The sequence below is a fragment of the Allomuricauda sp. F6463D genome, from assembly GCF_023015965.1.
Classification (GTDB): Bacteria; Bacteroidota; Bacteroidia; order Flavobacteriales; family Flavobacteriaceae; genus Flagellimonas.
Map to the genome: position 1 here is coordinate 65,905 of NZ_JALKAN010000003.1, position 21,611 is coordinate 87,515.

The 21,611-nt window shown below is 39.5% G+C and carries 15 protein-coding genes and 2 riboswitches; all 15 genes read left to right on the forward strand.

From position 1 onward, the window contains the following. The first annotated feature begins 14 nt into the window (after window positions 1-14). Window positions 15-2,693 carry a carboxypeptidase-like regulatory domain-containing protein gene (locus MWU56_RS13970; protein ID WP_247045367.1) on the forward strand — a complete coding sequence of 893 codons (2,679 nt, stop codon included), beginning with the start codon at window positions 15-17 and terminating at the stop codon, window positions 2,691-2,693. A 211-nt stretch (window positions 2,694-2,904) separates the two neighbouring features. Beyond that, the gene (gene metK, locus MWU56_RS13975; protein ID WP_247045369.1) at window positions 2,905-4,158 is read left to right on the forward strand and encodes a methionine adenosyltransferase; all 1,254 of its coding nucleotides are present in this window, start codon (window positions 2,905-2,907) and stop codon (window positions 4,156-4,158) included. 209 nt (window positions 4,159-4,367) lie between these two features. After that, on the forward strand, window positions 4,368-6,302 hold the full coding sequence (locus MWU56_RS13980; protein WP_247045371.1) for a CocE/NonD family hydrolase: 1,935 nt from the start codon (window positions 4,368-4,370) through the stop codon (window positions 6,300-6,302). A 110-nt stretch (window positions 6,303-6,412) separates the two neighbouring features. Next, window positions 6,413-6,519, forward strand: a riboswitch (SAM riboswitch). Window positions 6,520-6,630: 111 nt separating this feature from the next. Beyond that, on the forward strand, window positions 6,631-7,908 hold the full coding sequence (locus MWU56_RS13985) for an O-acetylhomoserine aminocarboxypropyltransferase/cysteine synthase family protein (RefSeq protein ID WP_247045372.1): 1,278 nt from the start codon (window positions 6,631-6,633) through the stop codon (window positions 7,906-7,908). 24 nt (window positions 7,909-7,932) lie between these two features. After that, window positions 7,933-11,313, forward strand: coding sequence for a bifunctional aspartate kinase/homoserine dehydrogenase I (gene thrA, locus MWU56_RS13990; RefSeq protein WP_247045374.1), 3,381 nt, complete (start codon window positions 7,933-7,935; stop codon window positions 11,311-11,313). Between the two features lie 35 nt (window positions 11,314-11,348). After that, window positions 11,349-12,512, forward strand: coding sequence for a trans-sulfuration enzyme family protein (locus tag MWU56_RS13995; protein ID WP_247045376.1), 1,164 nt, complete (start codon window positions 11,349-11,351; stop codon window positions 12,510-12,512). A gap of 57 nt (window positions 12,513-12,569) precedes the next feature. Beyond that, a complete protein-coding gene (locus MWU56_RS14000) occupies window positions 12,570-12,977 on the forward strand; it encodes an RrF2 family transcriptional regulator (RefSeq protein WP_247045378.1) in 408 nt (135 codons plus the stop codon). A 180-nt stretch (window positions 12,978-13,157) separates the two neighbouring features. Next, window positions 13,158-13,421, forward strand: coding sequence for a DUF2061 domain-containing protein (locus MWU56_RS14005; RefSeq protein WP_247045380.1), 264 nt, complete (start codon window positions 13,158-13,160; stop codon window positions 13,419-13,421). Between the two features lie 9 nt (window positions 13,422-13,430). Continuing rightward, window positions 13,431-14,054, forward strand: coding sequence for a phosphoadenosine phosphosulfate reductase family protein (locus tag MWU56_RS14010; RefSeq protein WP_247045382.1), 624 nt, complete (start codon window positions 13,431-13,433; stop codon window positions 14,052-14,054). A 63-nt stretch (window positions 14,055-14,117) separates the two neighbouring features. Further along, window positions 14,118-15,056 carry a sulfate adenylyltransferase subunit CysD gene (gene cysD, locus MWU56_RS14015; RefSeq protein ID WP_410548947.1) on the forward strand — a complete coding sequence of 313 codons (939 nt, stop codon included), beginning with the start codon at window positions 14,118-14,120 and terminating at the stop codon, window positions 15,054-15,056. A 16-nt stretch (window positions 15,057-15,072) separates the two neighbouring features. Continuing rightward, window positions 15,073-16,320, forward strand: a complete 1,248-nt coding sequence (locus tag MWU56_RS14020; RefSeq protein WP_247045384.1) for a sulfate adenylyltransferase subunit 1 — start codon at window positions 15,073-15,075, stop codon at window positions 16,318-16,320. Window positions 16,321-16,393: 73 nt separating this feature from the next. Further along, window positions 16,394-18,484: a HEPN domain-containing protein gene (locus MWU56_RS14025; protein ID WP_247045385.1), complete on the forward strand. Its 2,091-nt coding sequence runs from the start codon at window positions 16,394-16,396 to the stop codon at window positions 18,482-18,484. Next, a complete protein-coding gene (cobA, locus tag MWU56_RS14030; RefSeq protein WP_247045387.1) occupies window positions 18,477-19,253 on the forward strand; it encodes a uroporphyrinogen-III C-methyltransferase in 777 nt (258 codons plus the stop codon). The genes MWU56_RS14025 and cobA overlap by 8 nt, the downstream gene beginning before the upstream one ends. 72 nt (window positions 19,254-19,325) lie before the next feature. Beyond that, complete coding sequence (locus MWU56_RS14035) at window positions 19,326-20,387, forward strand: NAD(P)/FAD-dependent oxidoreductase (RefSeq protein WP_247045388.1); 1,062 nt, start codon at window positions 19,326-19,328, stop codon at window positions 20,385-20,387. Window positions 20,388-20,542: 155 nt separating this feature from the next. Next, window positions 20,543-21,304: an SDR family oxidoreductase gene (locus tag MWU56_RS14040; protein ID WP_247045390.1), complete on the forward strand. Its 762-nt coding sequence runs from the start codon at window positions 20,543-20,545 to the stop codon at window positions 21,302-21,304. 115 nt (window positions 21,305-21,419) lie between these two features. Further along, a riboswitch (SAM riboswitch) is annotated at window positions 21,420-21,559 on the forward strand. Window positions 21,560-21,611: the final 52 nt, after the last annotated feature.

Consider the following 21,611-nt stretch of genomic DNA (forward strand, 5'->3'; position numbering starts at 1 on the left):
TTTTAGGATAGTTGATGAATAAAATTTTTCAGGCACTTTTGTTACTGCTGGTAACATCTGCTACGGCTCAAAAGGTCACAGTTACGGGAATGGTGACCGATTCCCTTAATAACCCATTGGATGTTGCAAACGTTGTTGCAGTGAACCAAGAAAACCAAGCATTGGACGGTTTTGGGATAACCAATGATAAAGGACAGTATAAATTAAACCTAAAGGCTAACTCCGATTATATTTTAAAAGTTAGCTACCTTGGATTCAGTCCTGCGGAGGTTCCATTAAAAACTGAAGAAACCGATGTTGTTCTTGATGTAGTACTTTATGAGCAGGCCGAGAGTCTGGATGAAGTTGAAGTGGTTTATGAAATACCAATAACCATACAGGGTGATACCATTGTTTATAATACGGATTCTTTTGTTTCTGGGACGGAAAGGAAGTTGGCAGATGTATTAGAAAAATTGCCAGGAATTGAGGTTAGTGATGAAGGTGAGATACAGGTGGAAGGTAAAACGGTGACCAAGGTTATGGTTGAAGGAGAGGAATTTTTTGACGGGGATTCCAAACTAGCCTCCAAAAATATTCCGGCCAATGCACTTAGTAAGGTGGAGGTGTTGCGCAATTATTCCGAAGTTTCCCAATTGGGCGGTGTCACCAATAATGAGGACAATGTAGCCCTGAATATTAAACTAAAAGAAGGCAAAAAGAAATTTTGGTTTGGTGAAATTACCGGAGGTCTGGGTCTGGATGAAAGGTATATTGCCCATCCAAAGCTTTTTTATTACTCACCCGATTTTAGCGTAAACATATTGACAGACCTTAACAATATTGGTGAGGTGGCCTTTTCCTCACGCGATTATTGGAATTTTACAGGCGGGTTTCGCAGTGCCACCCGAAGCATAGTGGGAACATCCTTCACCACAAGCTCCAGCAGCCAAGGAATTACTACAGCGCAGAACAACCGGGCGAAATCCGTTGCGACGAAGTTTGGGGCAGTAAATTTCACTTACAAACCAACCGAAGCGTGGCGCTTGAGCGGTTATGGAATTTATTCCTATAACAATACGCTAATGCAGACAACAGCAAGCAAAACATTTATTTCCAGTGGAGAAACAGAATTTTCGGAAACCAACACCGATCAAACATCAAAGTTGGGTCTGCTAAAACTGGAATCTTCCTATAAACCAAATGAAAGGTTGCAATGGGATTATCAAATCCAAACAAGATTGTCGGATGAGGACCAATATGCAAATACCTTGTCGGTTTCGGATATAACAGATGAAATTGGTCAAAACAATGCACAAAAGCCAACAGCAGTTACACAGAACACTAACTTGTACTATACATTGAACCCCAACCATATATTTGCTTTTGAGGGACAATATGAATACGCGGATGAAGACCCATTCTATAATGCGGTACGATCCGAACAGCCGTTCGAAGGCCTTATTCCTTTAGACTCTGATCAATCCGATTATGATATTAACCAGAGACAGTATACCCAAACGAATAGGTTGGATGCCAAGCTCGATTATTTTTGGGTAACGGGTGCAAAGAGCAATATAAATTTCACATTGGGAACCACTCAATCTAGCCAGCGGTTCAATTCTTCCATATTTCAAGTATTGGACTCGGGGAATGATCTCACATTTAATGAAGAGGAATTGAACAATGATGTTCAATTTAATTTTTCCGATATGTACTTTGGATTTCACTATAAATGGATATTGGGCAAGTTTACTTTCAATCCGGGGTTTCATGTACATAATTATGTGGCTACCAATTCACAGCTCAATACGGAAACAAAAGATGAGCTGACCAACTTGGTTCCTGATTTATTTATAAATTTTCAGTTAAAACAATCCGAAAGCATCAGGTTTAATTATAACATAACCCGGAACTTTACCGATATAAACAATTTGGCTGAAGGTTACATTTTTAATAATTATAACTCGCTATATCAAGGTAACCGTGATTTGGAGAGTGCACTATATCATAATGTGTCCCTAAATTATTTTAGTTTTAATATGTTTAATCTCCAGAACATATTTGCAAGGTTCAATTATAGTAAACGGATTGATGCCTTTAAAGGCAATACCAGTATTGAGGGAATCAACCAAGTACGTAGCACCATCAATTCAAATTTGGAGGACGAAACATTTAGTGGGTCCGGAAGTTTCCAACGTACATTTGGTAGAATAAAGGTGAAGACCAATGCCTCGTTGTCACTTTCTAGTACCTATAATATTGTAAATGAATTGCCTCAGAACTCCAAGTCGGTAACCCAAAGTTATACTGCATCCGTTGGTAGTAGTTTTACCAATGCACCGAATTTGGAATTGGGTCTTAGATATTCCATTAATGATTATAATAATGGTGACACCAGTACGACCTACTACACCAATAGACCATTTGCCAAGTTTGATGCCGCTTTTTTAAAGAATTTCCTCTTTTTGTTGGACTATGACCACTACATATATACCGACAAAGAGGGAACCATAGATAATCGCTATGGATTTTTGGATGCGAGTTTATCGTATCATAAAAGCGATAGTAAGTGGGAATATAGTCTAGAGGCAACCAATTTGACCAATAATTCCACTTTAGACCAAAACTCCAATAATGATTTTTATTTCAGTACTTCAAATTATGTGGTGCAACCAAGGTATGTGGTTTTAAAGGTGAAATATGAATTATGATTTCTTTTTATATCCAAAATTTTGTTGGTTTTCGGTTTCAACGTACTTTTGTCCATCAAAATGAGGAAAGATTTGACTGATTGCAACCTCTTGTCCTGAATAGTTTTGGACCATAAAATGCTAAAGCAGTTTACTGAATCTGTGTTCAGTATCTCATCCGAGAAATAAACTCCTTTGGTTTTCTGTTGAATCTTTCCGTTAAAGGATAACAATGTCATATTTATTTACATCAGAATCTGTTAGTGAAGGTCATCCAGATAAAATTGCAGATCAGATCAGTGATGCCTTGTTGGATAATTTTTTGGCCTTTGACCCTGAAAGTAAGGTGGCCTGCGAAACTTTGGTGACCACTGGCCAAGTTGTGTTGGCAGGAGAGGTAAGAAGCAATACTTATGTGGATTTACAAAGTATAGCGCGTGATGTAATTAACAAGATCGGGTACACCAAAGGCGAATATAAATTCAGTGGCGATTCATGTGGGGTTATTTCATTGATTCATGAACAGTCACAGGATATCAACCAAGGAGTTGATCGTGGTTCCAAAGAAGAACAAGGTGCAGGAGATCAAGGAATGATGTTCGGTTATGCAACAACCGAGACCGAAAATTACATGCCGTTGGCATTGGATATCTCACACAAGATATTGGAAGTGTTGGCCAGTTTGAGAAGAGAGGGAATCAAAATTCCATATCTGCGACCCGATGCAAAAGCTCAGGTGACCATAGAATATTCGGATGATAATGTTCCGCAAAGAATAGACACGATTGTTGTCTCTACCCAACATGATGAGTTTGACTCTGACGAAACCATGTTGGCCAAGATTAAAAACGATATCATCAATATTTTGATTCCGGAAGTAAAAAAAATGTTGCCCGAGAATATTCAGAAATTATTTACGGATAACATTAACTACCATATCAACCCAACGGGAAAGTTTGTGATCGGAGGTCCTCATGGCGATGCCGGTCTTACAGGAAGAAAGATTGTGGTGGACACCTATGGAGGTAAAGGAGCCCATGGTGGTGGGGCATTTAGCGGCAAAGACCCTAGTAAAGTGGACCGAAGTGCGGCCTATGCAGCTCGCCACATGGCCAAAAATTTAGTGGCAGCAGGTGTTGCTGGGGAAATTTTGGTACAGGTGAGTTACGCCATAGGGGTAGTGGAACCTACATCCATTTTTGTGGATACCTACAAATCAAGCAATGTGGATATGACAGATGGGGAAATTGCCAAAATTGCGTCCGAATTGTTCGATATGCGACCTTTCGCCATAGAAGAGCGTTTGAAGCTTAGAAACCCAATTTATTTGGAAACGGCCGCTTATGGTCATTTGGGCAAAGAACCAAGAACTTTGACCAAAGTGTTTGAGTCTCCCTATAACGGAAGAATTGAGAAAGAGGTGGAGTTGTTCACATGGGAAAAATTGGATATGGTGGATAAGGTGAAAGAAACCTTTGGTTTGTAATTCAACCTTAAAGCAGAAGTAGTTTGCTCTCTAAAAGGTTGGGTTTCGTCAACCTGAACCTGATTCAGGTTCTCATAGTGATTCGTATATTAGCTTGATGAGATTTTGAGATGAATTCAGAGTGACGCTCTCAATACTTTTTAGACTCTTTTTTTAATTGGTTTGCTCCATCAATCTTTAGTAGTTTTAGCATGTCAAAAAGTAAATTTATGAGAAGTTCCGTTAGAATTTTGTTCCTAAGTATTGCAGTGTTGTTTGTAACCGTTAGTTGCAAAAAAACAATAAAGACCGAAACTAAAGCGGTAGACACTTATGTTGCAGACAATTATACTAAGAAAGAAGTAGATATAGAAATGAGGGATGGGGTAAAACTACACACAACCATTTACGCTCCAAAAGATACATCAAAAGAGTATCCCATCATTATGCAACGTACACCCTATAGCTCTAGACCCTATGGAGAGGGAAGTTTTAAGACTAAGATAGGTCCCAACGAGCATTTGATGAAGCAGGGGAACATTATTGTTTACCAAGATGTAAGGGGAAGGTGGCTCAGCGAAGGACATTATGAAAATATGCGGGCCTACATTCCCAATAAAACATCCGATGATCAAGTGGATGAAAGCTCGGATACCTACGACACCATTGAGTGGTTGGTGAATAATGTGGAAAACAACAACGGCAATGTGGGGATTTGGGGTATTTCCTATCCAGGATATTATTCCACATATGCTACGGTTGATGCGCATCCAGCACTTAAAGCTGCTTCGCCACAAGCCTCTATCGGAGATTTCTTTTTTGACGATTTTCATCACAATGGAGCTTATTTGTTAAGTTACTTTAGGGCAACCTCATTATTTGGAACTCCAAGACCAAATGGAGACCAACCTATAGATACGGCATGGTACACACTTCCCGATTTGCCTACAGAGGACCAATATCAGTTTTTTTTGGATGTAGGCCCGCTCAAGAATCTGGATTACTTTTTCGAATATGAGACGGCAGACACCCCGACGATGCGTCCCGAAGGCGTCACTGATGATTTCTTTTGGAACGAATTAAAGGAACATCCCAATTATGATGAAATGTGGCAGAGCAGGGGATTGATACAACATCTTAAAAATGTAAAGAGCAGCGTCGCAACCATGGTCGTAGGAGGATGGTTCGATGCAGAAGACTTATACGGTCCATTGGAAACCTATAAAAATATAGAAAAATACAACGAGGATAATTATAACACCATGGTATTCGGTCCATGGGATCACGGAGCTTGGGCAAGGACAAAAGAACGGAACACAGTAGGCAATTACTATTTTGGGGATTCCATTTCCTTGTTCTTTCAAAAAGAAATTGAGACCAAGTTCTTCAATCATTTTTTAAAGGGCGAAGGTGATAAAAACTCTGGATTACCTGAAGCCTATGTATTTGATACAGGTAAAAAGGAATGGAAAACATACGATACTTGGCCTCCTGCAAATGCAGAGAAACAGACGATGTATCTTTCCGAAGATCAAGAACTGACAATGGAACCGAAAAGTACCACTGGAATACAGTTTATCAGCAATGTAAAAAAACCCGTGCCATATTCCGAGGATGTGAAGACAGTTTTTACTCCAAGAAAATACATGACGGACGATCAGCGATTTGCTGCTAGACGTTCTGATGTGTTAGTATTTGAAACGGATGTGATGGATGAAGACCTTACCCTTGCAGGCGACATTATGGCGAATTTGAAAGTGGCCACTACGGGAACGGCCGCAGATTGGATTGTAAAGGTAATCGATGTGCACCCTGCAGATGTTGAGACAAACGAAGAAATGCAAGACCATCTTAAAATGAGCAACTACCATCTAATGGTGAGGAGCGAAGTGCTCCGTGGTCGATTTAGGAATAGTTTTTCCGAACCAGAACCATTTACGCCAAATAAAAAGACAGATGTCAACATAAAGCTCCAAGATGTGTTCCATACTATTAAAAAAGGACACAAGTTGCAAATTCAAGTACAAAGTACCTGGTTCCCACTTATAGACTTAAATCCACAGACCTATGTGGACAATATTTTTAAGGCAGATGAATCTGACTTTAAAACGCAGACACATACAGTGTTCACCGATTCAGAAATCGAATTTACTGTTTTAAAGTAAAGCGTGTTCAGGGATCTTTGGTGTGGATATCACTAAAATATTCTAAAAGATTAGGAAAATCTGTGATTCCAATTGTATATTTGCCCAACAAAGTTCAAACACGTATTGATTAGTTATCAAGAAAGGTGGAGGGAATAGACCCTGTGAAGCCTTAGCAACCCTTGGCCCCAGAGCCAAGAAGGTGCTACATTCTATCCCAAATGGGTATAGATAACGACAATCGACATTTTTCGATTTCATTTCTTATAACTTTTTGATTTACCTACGGCCCATGCTGAAGGGTTTGACTTTTTATTTAATCAATTTAATAAGTAAAGAAGCAAAAGTCATGAGCAATCAAAAATTTTCAACAAACGTATTACACGCAGGTCATGATACCACACAGACAGGCGGAACAAGGGCGGTACCTATTTACCAATCAACATCCTATGTATTTAAAGACACGGACCATGCGGCCAATTTATTTTCATTGGCAGAATTGGGTTATATCTATACAAGATTAAACAACCCTACCAATCAAGTATTACAAGACAGATTGGCAGCTGTTGAGGGTGGTGTGGGAGCTGTTGTTTTTGCATCTGGTTCTTCGGCAATTTCTACAGGGTTGTTGACCCTTTTAAAAGCGGGTGACCACATTGTGGCTTCCAGCAGTTTGTATGGAGGTACCTATAATTTATTAAATGTTACCTTACCAAGATTGGGTATAACCACCACTTTTGTAGATGCCTCTGATCCATCAAATTTTGCAGATGCTGTAAAAGAAAATACACGGGCATTCTTTATAGAATCTTTGGGTAATCCCAAGTTGGATGTGCTGGATCTGAAAGCAATTTCTACAGAAGCAAAAGCAGCAGAAGTACCTTTTATTGTGGACAATACCGTGGCTACACCAGGACTTTTAAACCCTATTGACCATGGTGCCAATTTGGTTATTCATTCCTTGACAAAATATATTGGTGGTCAGGGAACCTCACTTGGGGGAGCTATTATTGATGCAGGTACTTTTGATTGGAGCAATGGAAAATTTCCGGAATTTACAGAGCCATCTGCGGGATATCACGGTTTGGTTTATCATGAGACATTGGGTGCAGCGGCTTTCACTTTTAAATTAATTTTAGAAGGATTACGGGATTTTGGTGGAGCTTTGAGTCCGTTCAATGCTTTCCAAATTTTACAAGGTTTGGAGACGTTGCCAGTTCGAATCAAACAGCATAGCACAAATGCGCTGGAGTTGGCGGAGTGGTTGCAGGGTAGAGAAGAAGTGGCTTGGGTAAACTATCCAGGGCTCAAAGGAAGTAAGTATTATGAATTGGCACAAGAATACTTGCCAAAAGGACAAAGCGGAATTGTAACGTTTGGAGTAAAAGGTGGTTTTGAAGCAGCAAAAAAACTAACAGATGCTACCAAAGTATTCTCTTTACTTGCCAATATTGGAGATACAAAATCCCTTATCATTCATCCTGCAAGTACTACGCATCAGCAATTGGATGAAGAACAACAAGCAAGTGCTGGTGTTACTCAAGATTTGATTAGACTCTCTGTGGGGCTTGAAGATATTGAGGATTTAAAAGCCGATTTGGAAGCTGGTTTCGCAGCTATTGATTAAATATTTTGAAATAAGCAAACACGCATGTTGCATAAGATTGATATAAAGGAATACACCACCATATCTGGTCATAAACAGGAAATTAAACTGTCATATCAGTTGTTTGGTAAACCGTTGCACACAGCACCCATTATTTTGGTGAACCATGCGCTCACCGGTAATTCCAATGTTGCAGGAAAAGATGGATGGTGGTCCGATTTAATTGGGGATGGAAAATGTATTGATACAGAAAGATATACGATTTTATCCTTCAATATTCCCGGAAATGGTTTCGATGGTTTTATCATCGAAAATTATAAGGATTTTGTGACCGGGGATATTGCCAGAATATTTCTTTGGGGACTAGAGCAGTTAAAAGTAGATAAATTATTTGCTCTGATTGGTGGTTCTTTGGGAGGCGGCATTGCATGGGAAATGGCGGCCATCAACCCAAATATAACGGAACATTTGATTCCCGTGGCATCCGATTGGAAATCCACTGATTGGTTGATTGCCAATTGCCAGATTCAAGAACAGTTCTTGGTGAACTCCAAACAACCTGTGCACGATGCGCGTATGCATGCCATGTTGTGTTACCGTACTCCTGAATCTTTCAAAGAAAGATTTAAAAGAAGTACCAACGAGGAGCTACAGGTTTTTAATGTAGAATCTTGGTTGATGCACCATGGTAAAAAGTTACAAGAACGTTTTCAGCTTTCAGCCTATAAGTTGATGAACCAATTGTTAAGGTCTATCGATATTACCCGTAATGGAGAGGAGGCCTTTAAAGCCCTGCAGGAGAGCGATACCAAAATCCATATCATTGGGGTGAATTCTGATTTGTTCTTTACTGCAGAAGAAAACAAGGAAACCTTTAAAAGATTGGCGCAAGCCAACACCAATGTTACCTATGGAGAGGTGCAATCCGTGCATGGACATGATGCCTTTTTGATGGAGTTTGAGCAGTTGGAAAAATTGTTGGAGACTGTTTTCCAAAAAAACACCGAACGCATCAAAATTTTAAAATTTGGAGGTAAATCTTTGGCCAATGGCGATGGTATTCAACGCGTGTTGGAGATTATTGCTCAAAGGGTCAAAAAACAAGAGCACTTTGCCGTAGTGGTATCCGCTCGGGGCAAGGCCACGAACCAGCTGGAAAGTTTGTTGGAAAAAGCGGCCAATGGGATTGATTTTCAATTAGATTTTGAAAAATTTGCCAATTATCAAAAAAATAATTTTGATGGATTGACTATTGATGAAGAACTGGCTGCCATTGAAAAAATATTGAATGGTGTTTCACTAACGGGCGACTATAGTCTAAAAATTAAAGATGAAGTGCTTTCGTTTGGAGAACTTATTTCTGGTAAATATGTAACCTCGGCATTATGTGGCAAAGGGATCAAAGCCCAGTTGCTGGACTCACGAGAACTGATAAAAACGGATGATGGTTTTAGTAATGCAGAAGTAGATGAAGGCCTGTCCAAAGAAAATGTGATTAGATATTTCCATAATTTGGAATCAGGAACCATTCCAGTGGTAACCGGTTTTATTGCATCAAATAAGGCAGGAGCAACAACCACTTTGGGAAGAAATGGCACCAATTACTCGGCAGCTTTGCTGGCCAACTTTTTGGATGCTGGAGAATTGGTCAATTACACCCATGTAGACGGTATTTTTACCGCAAACCCTGACTTGGTTCAAGATGCTAAGTTGATAGACATAATATCGTACAGCGAAGCCAATGAATTAGCTAATTTCGGTGCAAACATTCTACATGCTAAGACTATAATCCCATTATTAGAGAAAAATATTCCATTACGTATCTGCAATACTTTTAACGATAAGAGTAAGGGAACATTGATTGGGCCAAAGTCAGATAATGGAGGGATTAAATCTCTTTCCGTGTTGGACAATATGGCGCTTATCAATCTGGAAGGAAGAGGATTGCTGGGTAAAGTGGGAGTGGATATGCGCATTTTTAGGGCATTGGGTCAAAATGGAATAAGTGTAGGTATTGTTTCTCAAGGATCATCTGAACGTGGCATTGGTTTGGTTGTGGACGAGTCCGTAGCGGACAAAGCCAAAAAAGTACTTGACCAAGAATTTGAAACAGATTATTCATCGCAAGACATTAACCAGATTTCAGTGATCAAGGATGTATCTGTTATTTCCATTGTTGGAATGGATTTAAGTAGTTTTCATAAACCATTCAATGCTTTGGCCAAAAATCAAATCACCCCCCTATTGTTCAATAATACGGTCACGGGGAAGAACGTAAGTATGGTGGTGAAGAAATCCGATTTGCACAAGGCTATCAATGTGGTTCACGGGCAAATTTTTGGAATTGCAAAGAGAATTAATCTAGCATTGTTTGGACATGGTAATGTGGGGGCAACATTAATTAGTCAAATTCTAGGTTCGGATGAAGCCATTGAGGAACGGAAAAGCATCGACTTAAAAATATTTGCCGTAGCAAACTCCAAAAAAGTACTTTTGGATGCTTCAGGTGTTGGCTCCGATTGGAAAGTACGTTTGGAAAAAGAAGGGAAACCCTTCGAAATAGAAGATATTATAGCTTTTGCCAAACAACATCATTTAGAAAACATGATTGCTGTGGACAACACGGCCAGTAGAGCACTTGTTGAACATTACGAGCTTTTGATTGAGCGTGGGTTTGATCTGGTCTCATCCAACAAAATTGCAAATACATTGAGTTTTGATAAATACAAGTCGGTAAGAAGAAGCCTTCATAAAAATCAAAAGCAGTATTTGTATGAAACCAATGTAGGAGCAGGGCTCCCCTTAATAGATACCATTAAATTATTGCATCTTTCAGGTGAGAACATCACTCGGATAAAGGGAGTGTTCTCGGGGTCGTTGAGTTATATTTTTAATACTTACTCAGAGAACGATGTTTCGTTTTCAGAAATTGTTAGAAAAGCAATGGAAAGTGGTTTTACCGAACCCGATCCTAGAGAAGATTTATCTGGGAATGATGTAGGAAGGAAGTTGTTGATTTTGGCCAGGGAATTGGACCTCCAAAACGAGTTTTCCGATATTGATGTTCAAAACTTGATTCCATCCGAGCTCCGAACCTTGGATTTTGAGAAATTCATGGACCGTATCACTGAGATGGACAAGGTTTATAAGGAAATTAAAGAGAATCAGGAGCAGGGATATGTACTGCGTTATGTTGGTGATTTACATGGTGATTTACAACAGGACAAAGGAATTTTGGACGTAAAATTGATTTCCGTTCCCAAGGAGAGTGCTCTGGGTCAAATAAAAGGTTCCGATTCAATTATTGAGATTTATACGGAATCTTATGGCGAAAACCCTTTAGTGATCCAAGGAGCAGGAGCTGGGGCGGCCGTTACCGCGAGAGGTGTATTCGGAGATATTTTAAGAATAGCGGAGAAAGTTTAATATTGACTATGTAGGGTCTCTAAAATGTATTGGTAATGAAAAAGAAATTCGAAACAGAAGCTATAAGAACGCAAATGGAGCGAAGTCAAAACTTGGAGCACTCAAGCCCAATATATATGACATCTAGCTTTATTTTTGAGGATGCTGAGGATATGCGTGCTTCTTTTGCCGAAGAGAAAGAACGCAATATTTATTCTAGATATTCCAATCCAAATTCATCCGAATTAATAGCAAAGATTTGCAAAATGGAAGGGGCCGAACAGGGTTTTGCCTATGCATCGGGGATGTCCGCTGTGTTTTCTACCTTGGCCGCACTTTTAAATGCAGGGGATCATGTAGTGTCTTCCAAAAGTATTTTTGGTTCTACACATACATTGTTTACTCGGTTTCTACCAAAATGGAATATAAGTACCAGTTATTTTGATACCAATGACCTTTCTGCAATCGAAGGGCTGATCAAACCCAATACTAAAATATTATATGTTGAAACACCCACCAATCCGGGTGTGGATGTCTTGGATTTGGAGGTGTTGGGAAAGATTGCCAAAAAACATGGCCTTATTTTTATAATTGACAATTGTTTTGCAACACCGTACTTACAGCAACCCATAAAATTTGGGGCGGATTTGGTGATTCACTCAGGTACAAAGTTGCTGGACGGCCAAGGAAGGGTACTTGCGGGAATTACGGTAGGTAGTGGTGAATTGATGGACAAGGTCTACCGATTCTCTCGTATTACCGGACCGGCTTTGTCACCGTTCAACGCTTGGGTGTTGTCCCGTAGTTTGGAGACTTTGGCCGTTCGGGTCGACAGACATTGTGAGAATGCTTTAAAGTTGGCAACCCATTTAGAAGACCACGATAAGATTGAATGGGTGAAATACCCATTTTTAAAATCACACCCAAAATACGAAGTTGCCAAGAGACAGATGAAAGCGGGCGGATGTGTCGTTGCTTTTGAAGTAAAAGGTGGGCTTGAAGCTGGCCGGAAATTTTTTGATAGAATTCAATTGTTATCTCTGTCCGCCAATTTGGGTGATTCTCGAAGTATTGTTACCCACCCTGCATCAACCACTCACAGCAAGCTGACTTCAGAAGAGCGTGAAGCAGTTGGGATTTCTGATGGTATGGTTCGGGTATCCGTCGGATTGGAGCATATTGACGATATTATTGCGGATATAGATCAAGCTTTGGGTTAATCTTGCGTGACCCTACTTTTCGGAAGGTAGATTGTTAATTTTGCCTATATTCGTGTGATGCTCTCAAAGAAGACAAAATACGGATTAAAGGCGCTAACATTTCTGGCCAAAATAAAGGATAGAGAACCCATACAAATTGCCGAAATAGCCAAGCATGAGAATATTTCCCAAAAATTTTTGGAAAGTATTTTACTTACCCTCAGAAGAAATGGACTGTTGGGGTCCAAAAAAGGAAAAGGGGGTGGGTATTATCTTATTAAAGAACCAGAAGATATTCTTATGACCACCGTAATGCGGGTTTTGGAAGGACCTATTGCCATGGTGCCCTGCGTTAGCCTAAATTTCTACGAAAAATGCGATGACTGTCCAGATGAAGAAGCGTGTTCCGTGCACAAGTTAATGCTTCAGATAAGGGATAATGCTTTGGATGTCTACAAAAATAATACGTTGGCAGATTTGTTGTAAAACTTCTTAAAAATATAGCTTATCCAATCAGATTCTTTTAATGGTATGTCCATTTTCTAATTAATCTACTAAAACTATAGGGTAAATCATTATTTAAATGGTCATTTTACTTTTTGTTATTAAAATAAATTATATTTTTGAATACCCTATTAAATCGATGGGATAATTAATTTAAGTGAAATGATTACTGATCAGTTGATTATAAAAAGCGATAAGGAACAGCATACCTATATAAAGGATAGTGCTTCTGAAAGCCCTAAAAGAAGCATTGTTAAATCCATAAGTTGGCGGGTGGTTGGAACATTGGATACCATTTTAATATCATGGCTTGTAACGGGAACACTAAGTTTGGCTCTATCCATTGGATTAGTGGAATTGGTTACCAAAATGGTTCTTTACTTTTTTCATGAAAGAATTTGGAACTCCATAAAATGGGGTAAATAAAAATAGACTATGGCATTAACTCAAGAGGAAATACAAAATTTGAATCGCCAGTTTAAGGGCATTCCGCCCGTGGAAATTGTATCATGGGCAATTCACCATGGAAAGATTCCGGTACTCACTACTAACTTTAGACCATATGAGGTTGCTATTTTACATGTGGTAACGCAAGTAGAAAGAAGTATTCCGGTAATATGGTGTGATACGGGCTACAATACCCCACAAACCTATAAGCATGCTGAAGAACTGATTTCTAGACTGGGGCTCAATGTAAAACTATATGTGCCCAAGCAAACCAGTTCTCATCGTGATGCCATTATGGGCATTCCGCAAATAGATAATCCCTTGCACCAGGAGTTTACGGAGCAAGTGAAGTTGGAGCCGTTCAGGAGAGCTATGGAAGAACATAAGCCAGATGTTTGGTTAACTAATCTTCGCAAAGGCCAAACGGCCCATAGGGATTCGTTGGATGTGTTGAGTTTGAGCAAGGATGGAGTACTGAAGGTCAGTCCTTTTTATCATTGGAGTGATACACAGTTAGATGCTTACTTAAACGCACGCCAATTACCTAACGAACACAACTATTTTGATCCCACAAAAGTATTGGCCAACCGCGAATGTGGTTTGCATACATAGATAATAATAATTTGTCACTATTTATTGAAATGGTGATAGGTAAAAGATATAACATTGAGCACAATTACAGAAGAAATTAAAAAGCCAGAGTCTTTGAACGGTGTCGAAAGACCAATCGCAAATGCTCTGGAACATGAAGCCATTTACATAATGCGTGAAGTAGCAGCGCAGTTTGAAAAACCCGTACTGTTATTTTCCGGAGGAAAAGATTCCATTACCTTGGTGCGTTTGGCCCAAAAAGCATTTTGGCCGGCGAAAATTCCATTCCCTTTAATGCATATTGATACAGGTCACAACTTTCCTGAAACCATCGAGTTTAGAGATAAGTTAGTCGAAGAGCTAGGTGTAGAACTGATTGTGAGAAATGTTCAGGATTCTATTAATGAGGGGAAAGTAGTAGAGGAAACAGGTAAGTATGCCAGTAGGAATATGTTACAAACAACCACCTTATTGGATGCTATAGAAGAATTTAAATTCGATGCGTGTATAGGTGGAGCTCGCAGGGATGAAGAAAAAGCAAGGGCTAAAGAACGTATTTTTTCGGTACGTGACGATTTTGGTCAGTGGGATGAGAAGAACCAACGACCAGAATTGTTCGATATGCTAAATGGTGAAATCGAAATAGGTCAAAATGTACGTGTATTCCCGATAAGCAATTGGACGGAATTGGATGTTTGGAGCTATATCCAAAAAGAAAGCATAGAGATTCCATCCATCTATTTTGCACATAAAAGGAATATTTTTCTACGAGACGGTTTAATCTGGTCTGCCGAAGACGGTGTTGTTTTTAGGGCAGAGGATGAGCAGGTAGAAGAAAGAATGGTACGTTTTAGAACTGTGGGCGATATGAGCTGTACAGCAGCTGTGGAATCCTATGCCGACACCATAGATAAGGTCGTGGCTGAAATCAGGGATTCCAGAATCTCGGAAAGGGGAGCTCGAATTGATGACAAGCGTTCCGAAGCAGCGATGGAAAAACGTAAACAACAAGGTTATTTTTAATAGTAAGAAGAAGCAAATGGACGTTTTAAAGATAGCAACAGCAGGAAGTGTAGATGATGGTAAAAGTACCTTGATTGGAAGATTATTGTACGATACAAAATCAATGACCGATGATAAATTAGAGGCCATTGAAAAAACTAGTAAACAAAAAGGATACGATTATCTCGATTTTTCGTTGGCTACCGATGGTTTGGTAGCAGAAAGAGAACAGGGAATCACCATCGATGTGGCTCACATCTATTTTTCCACACCAACCAAAAGTTACATCATTGCCGATACTCCCGGGCATGTGGAGTACACACGAAATATGGTTACCGGAGCATCAACTTCTCAGGCATCCATTATTTTGATTGATGCTCGAAAGGGTGTAATAGAACAGACACACCGCCACTTTTTCATCAACAATCTGTTAAGGGTGAAAGATGTTATTGTGGCAATCAATAAGATGGACTTGGTAGATTTTTCTGAAAAAACCTATAATACGATTAAGGATGATTTCGTGGAATTGATGGAGAAAAGAGATTATCAAGATCAAAACATCACCTTTATTCCTGTTAGTGCCTTAAAGGGTGACAACGTGGTAAATCGTTCAGAGCATACACCTTGGTACAAAGGTCAAACACTTTTAGAGCATTTGGAGGAGTTGGACCAAAAAGATGTATACAATACAGGTACCCCACGTTTCCCTGTGCAATATGTAATACGTCCAAAAACCAAAGATTTTCATGATTTCCGTGGATTTGCTGGAAAAGTATACGGGGGAGAGCTTAGTGTGGGTGACGAAGTGGCGGTGTTGCCTTCAATGACCCGTTCCAAAATCAAAGACATTTATTTTTACGATAAAAAGTACAAAACGGCACCACGAAGGTCTTCCGTTACAATCACCCTAGAAGATGAGGTGAATGTAAGTAGAGGAGATATGTTGGTGAAAGCAGAAGATTTGCCAACCGTGGACAAACAATTAACGGCAATAGTATCGTGGATGGATAGTGATAATTTTACTCCTGGAGGAAAGTATGTATTACAACACGGGGTAAACAAAGTGCTAGCGAAGGTGGATGCTATTGAACATAAAATACATCCAGATTATTCAGGAATTGAGGAGAATGTACCTTCACTTCAAATGAATGACATAGCTAAAGTACGTTTAAGATTGAACAAACCTATTTTTTATGATAGGTTCAAAGACCACCGTACCAACGGTTCTTTCATTATAATCGACAGCCGAACAAACACAACAGCAGGCGTAGGATTTATAGATTGATTTTCTTCTGCTTCATTAGAAGAAAGGGAGTTTTTATAAAATAACTCTATAAAACAGATAGGAAAAATAGATTATGCAAAGTTTTAGAACAGAGATAGAAAATCCAGTTGTAGAAAAGGACATTATTGAATTGGAGAAAAAGATTAATCAATTCAACGGTGGAAATGTGGACGAGGAAAAATTCCGAAGTCTTCGATTGGCTCGGGGAATTTATGGTCAGCGGCAGCAGGGTGTACAAATGATTCGTATCAAATTGCCATATGGAAAGGTGACTTCTGAACAATTGCTTCGAATCGCAGATGTCTCTGATGAATATTCCCGTGGAAGGTTGCATATCACTACCCGTCAAGATATTCAGATTCATTATGTGGATTTGGACCGTACGCCCGAGCTTTGGGCGCAACTCGAAAAAGACAAGGTGACCATTCGGGAAGCTTGTGGAAATACTGTTCGTAATGTAACCGCTAGCGAAACTGCCGGAATCGATGTGGATGAACCTTTTGATGTCTCACCATACGCCCAAGCTATTTTCGAATACTTTTTAAGAAACCCAATCGGACAGGAAATGGGAAGAAAATTCAAGGTTTCCTTTTCCGCAAGTGATGCAGATACCGGATTGTCCTATATGCACGATTTAGGATTTATCGCTAAAGAAGTAGATGGCGAAAGAGGTTTTAAAGTAATGTTGGCCGGTGGATTGGGTTCTCAACCACGCCACGCCGATGAGCTGTATAGCTTTTTGCGCACCGATAAAATTATTCCATTAATGGAAGGTGTAATCCGTGTGTTCGATAGATACGGAGAACGAAAAAGTAGGGCAAAAGCACGTATGAAGTTTTTGCTTAAAGACCTTGGTTTGGATGGCTTCAAAAAATTGCTCAATGAAGAACAATTGGCTGTGCCGCATCAAACATATCCGATTAATACCGGGGATTATCCGAAGGTGAGTATTGCTGAGGTTGAAACTCCAGAAGTTGCTATAGACAGCCAAGAAGCTTTCAAACAATGGAAATCCACCAACATAGTGCCTCAAAAACAAGAGGGCTATGTAGCTATTGGTATAAAAGTACTTTTGGGTGATTTCTATACCGATAAAGCCCGTAAGTTGGCGAAATTGGTACAGGACTATGCAGCAGGAGAAATTCGTTTGTCACTTAGACAAAATATATTGATTCCTTATGTGAAAGAAGCATTGGTTCCTTTCTTTTACCAAGAACTTAAGAAGTTAGGATTTGCCGAAGCTGGTTACAATAAGGCATTGGATATTACAGCCTGTCCGGGAACGGATACTTGTAACCTCGGAATTGCTAGCAGTACCGGAATCGCGGATGAACTTGAGAAAGTTATCAAAGCAGAATACCCACATTATATCAACAATCCAGATGTGGTAATAAAAATAAGTGGATGCATGAACGCTTGCGGACAGCACAATATGGCTCATATCGGGTTCCAGGGAATGTCCGTGAGAACCAAAGATAAATTGGTGGCCCCGGCCCTTCAGGTTTTATTGGGAGGAGGAAACTATGGTGATGGTAAAGCTAGATTTGCAGATAAAGTAGCCAAAATTCCAAGTAAGCGTGGCCCACAAGCGCTTCGACTTATTTTGGATGATTTTGAAGCCAATGGCAAAGGCTTATCATTCACCGATTATTATGAGGAAAAAGGCCAACATTACTTCTATGATTTTTTAAAGCCATTGACCAATGTTGAAAATCTGACCCAAGAAGATTTTATCGACTGGGGCAATGAGGAAAAATATAAAAAAGAGATAGGAATTGGAGAATGTGCAGGTGTCATTGTAGACTTAGTGGCAACCCTTTTCTTAGAAAGTCAAGAAAAAATAACCAACGCCGAAGAAGCCATCAAAGAAGAAAAATGGGCAGCCAGTATTTACTATTCCTATCAGTCCATCGTAAATTCTGCCAAAGCATTGTTGACTGCAGAAAAAGTAAAGACCAATACCCATGCAAGTATCATCAGGGATTTTGATAAACTTTATGTTGAATCTGGCAAGATAACCTTTGAAAGCGGGTTTGCAGAAATAGCCTTGCAATTGAACAAGAACGAACCATCTGAAGATTTTGCAAAAAGCTACAAGGAAAATGCCAAAAAGGTTTTGGACAAATTGGAAACCTTCAGAAAATTAGAGTTGGAACATGCATAGAGGAAAGTTGACAGTGGTTGGCGCAGGCCCAGGTGATGTGGATTTGATTACATTAAAAGGGGTTAAGGCATTGCAAAGTGCAGATGTAGTACTATATGATGCCTTGGTATCACCGGAATTGCTGGAATATGCCACAAATGCAGAGAAAATATTTGTGGGCAAACGCAAGGGGTGTTATTCATATCAACAAGAACAAATCAATGATTTGATCGTTGAGCGAGCCACACAAGGATTGCAAGTTGTAAGATTAAAAGGAGGAGATCCCTTTGTTTTTGGCAGAGGAGCGGAGGAAATGCAACATGCGGCCAATTATGGAGTTGAAGTCGCTGTCGTGCCAGGAATTTCATCCTGTGTTTCTGTGCCAGCATCCCAAAACATCCCAGTAACCAAAAGAGGGGCGACTGAAAGTTTTTGGGTTATAACAGGAACTACCAAAGCGCATAAACTGTCTAGCGACGTTGCCCTGGCAGCAAAATCCAATGCAACAGTAATCATCTTAATGGGGATGTCAAAATTGGGAGAGATAATGGAAACCTTCCAAAAAGAAGGAAAAGAAAATATACCGGTGGCCATCATTCAGAACGGCACTACAGAAAATGAAAAAATAGGTATTGGCACTGTTGCTTCTATTGAGAACAAGGCAACGGAGCAGCAGTTGTCCAATCCTGCAATTATTGTTATCGGTGAAGTGGTGAATCATCGTCAGAAAGTATTGGATATTCAAAATGAATATCAACACCAGGGAAAAGAATTGCTAGAAAAAGTGTAAAAATTGTCAGGTCGAAGCATGTATCCCTGTGCTATGTCAAAGGATACTTCAAGGCCTTTTAATAGTAGAATTATGATCAAAACAGATATTATTATCATAGGAGCAGGACCAACAGGACTATTTACTGTTTTTGAAGCTGGATTGCTGAAGTTAAAATGTCATCTAATCGATGCTTTGCCTCAACCGGGAGGTCAATGTTCGGAAATTTACCCGAAGAAACCCATTTACGATATTCCTGCTTATCCAGAGATTTTAGCAGGTACGTTGGTGGATAATTTAATGGAGCAAATTAAACCGTTTGAACCTGGTTTTACTTTAGGAGAACGAGCGGAAACATTGGATAAACAAGAGGATGGTTCTTATATAGTTACCACTAACAAGGGTACAAAACATCATGCTCCTATTGTAGTTATTGCTGGAGGACTCGGTTCTTTTGAGCCTAGAAAACCATTGATTCCAAATATTGGATTGTTTGAAAGTAAAGGGGTGGAGTATATGATTAAAGACCCTGAGCAGTTCCGCGATAAAAAAGTGGTCATTTCCGGTGGAGGAGATTCTGCGTTGGATTGGGCCATATTTTTGGCCGATGTGGCCTCCGAGGTATCTTTGGTACACAGAAGAAATGAATTTAGAGGGGCTCTTGATTCGGTGGAAAAAGCAAGGGAACTGGCCAAATTGGGTAAAATTCAATTGTTTACTAAAGCTGAGGTCAAGGAAATTCATGGTAAAGATGATTTACATGCGGTTGTGATTAAGTACAATGACGAGGAAAAGGAACAAGCCTATGTGGAAACCGATTATTTTATACCATTATTTGGGTTGTCCCCAAAATTGGGGCCATTGGGCAACTGGGGCTTGGAAATTGAGAAAAATGCGATTAAGGTAAATAACGCCAAGGATTACCAGACCAACCTCCCCGGTGTGTTCGCCATTGGTGATGTCAACACCTATCCCGGTAAGCTCAAGTTGATTTTGTCAGGCTTCCACGAAGCTGCAGTAATGTGTCAATTTGCTTATCAAATCATAAATCCTGACAAACGATTTGTGATGAAATATACCACTGTTGGAGGAGTAGAAGGATTTGATGGATCTAAAAAAGAAGCCAAAAAGGAAGTGGTACAGAGCATTAATTAGTACAAATTTGTTTTTAGAAGAGGAGACGCCTTCCAGAAGAAATTTTGGAGGGTGTTTTTATTTTTAAAATAAAAGCTTAAAAAAAGCAGGAAAGTACATTACCCAATCAAAAATTATCCCATTAATTTTGTTCAGAATGAATAAAACAAAGAAATATGACTAGAAATAAAATAGCATTGGTAACAGGAGGTAGTCGTGGATTGGGTAAAGACATGGCCATCAACATTGCAAAAAAAGGAATAGATGTGGTTTTGACCTACCATTCAAATAAAAATATGGCAGAAGAAGTTGTTGCAAGTATTCAAAGATTGGGACAGAAAGCGCTGGCAGTACAATTGGATACTTCTAAAGTCAAGACTTTTGATGCTTTTTTTAATCAATATAAAAAAGGTTTGGAAGAAACAATGGGGTCGTCTAAATTCGACTTTCTAATCAATAATGCAGGTACGGGTATTTATGAGCCCTTTGTTTCAACAACAGAGAAACAGTTTGATGAGATGTTTAATATTCATATAAAAGGAGTTTATTTCTTTACCCAAAAAGCCTTACCTTATCTTAAGGATGGTGGAAGAATCATTAATATTTCGTCTGGTTTGGTACGATATGCTTTCCCTACATGTTCCGCTTATGCATCCATGAAAGGAGCAGTTGAAGTGTTTACTCGTTATTTGGCCAAAGAATTGGCTTCAAGGAAAATAACTGCAAATGTGGTTGCACCAGGTGCCGTTGAAACCGATTTTGGAGGAGGTGAGAATAAAAACAATGAAACTAAAAGAGGTTTTATTGTTAAAGGAACCGCTTTAGGGCGTATTGGTAGACCCGATGATATCGGAGGGGTAGTTGCCTTTCTGTGTACCGATGATGCGAAATGGATAAATGCACAAAAAATTGAAGTCACTGGAGGTACGATGATTTAAACACCCATATTTTGGATACCCAAAAATTGCTGTAAATGCGAAATTAGCAGTTCTTTTTTTGCTTTTCACTAAGGAGTGCCGTTTCTTTGTTGTTCAGTTCATTTATAAATTGAAAGTGTTATCAAGAAAGGTGGAGGGATTAGACCCTGTGAAGCCTTAGCAACCCTCGACCTCGAGAAGGTGCTACATTCTACCCTGAACCTGACCTTTTTTGGGAAGGAAGCAGTACATCCTGCCAAATGGGAAGGATAACGAAAAGAATACAACACAGTATCTACGCACTTTTCTTGATATCATTACATCCTTT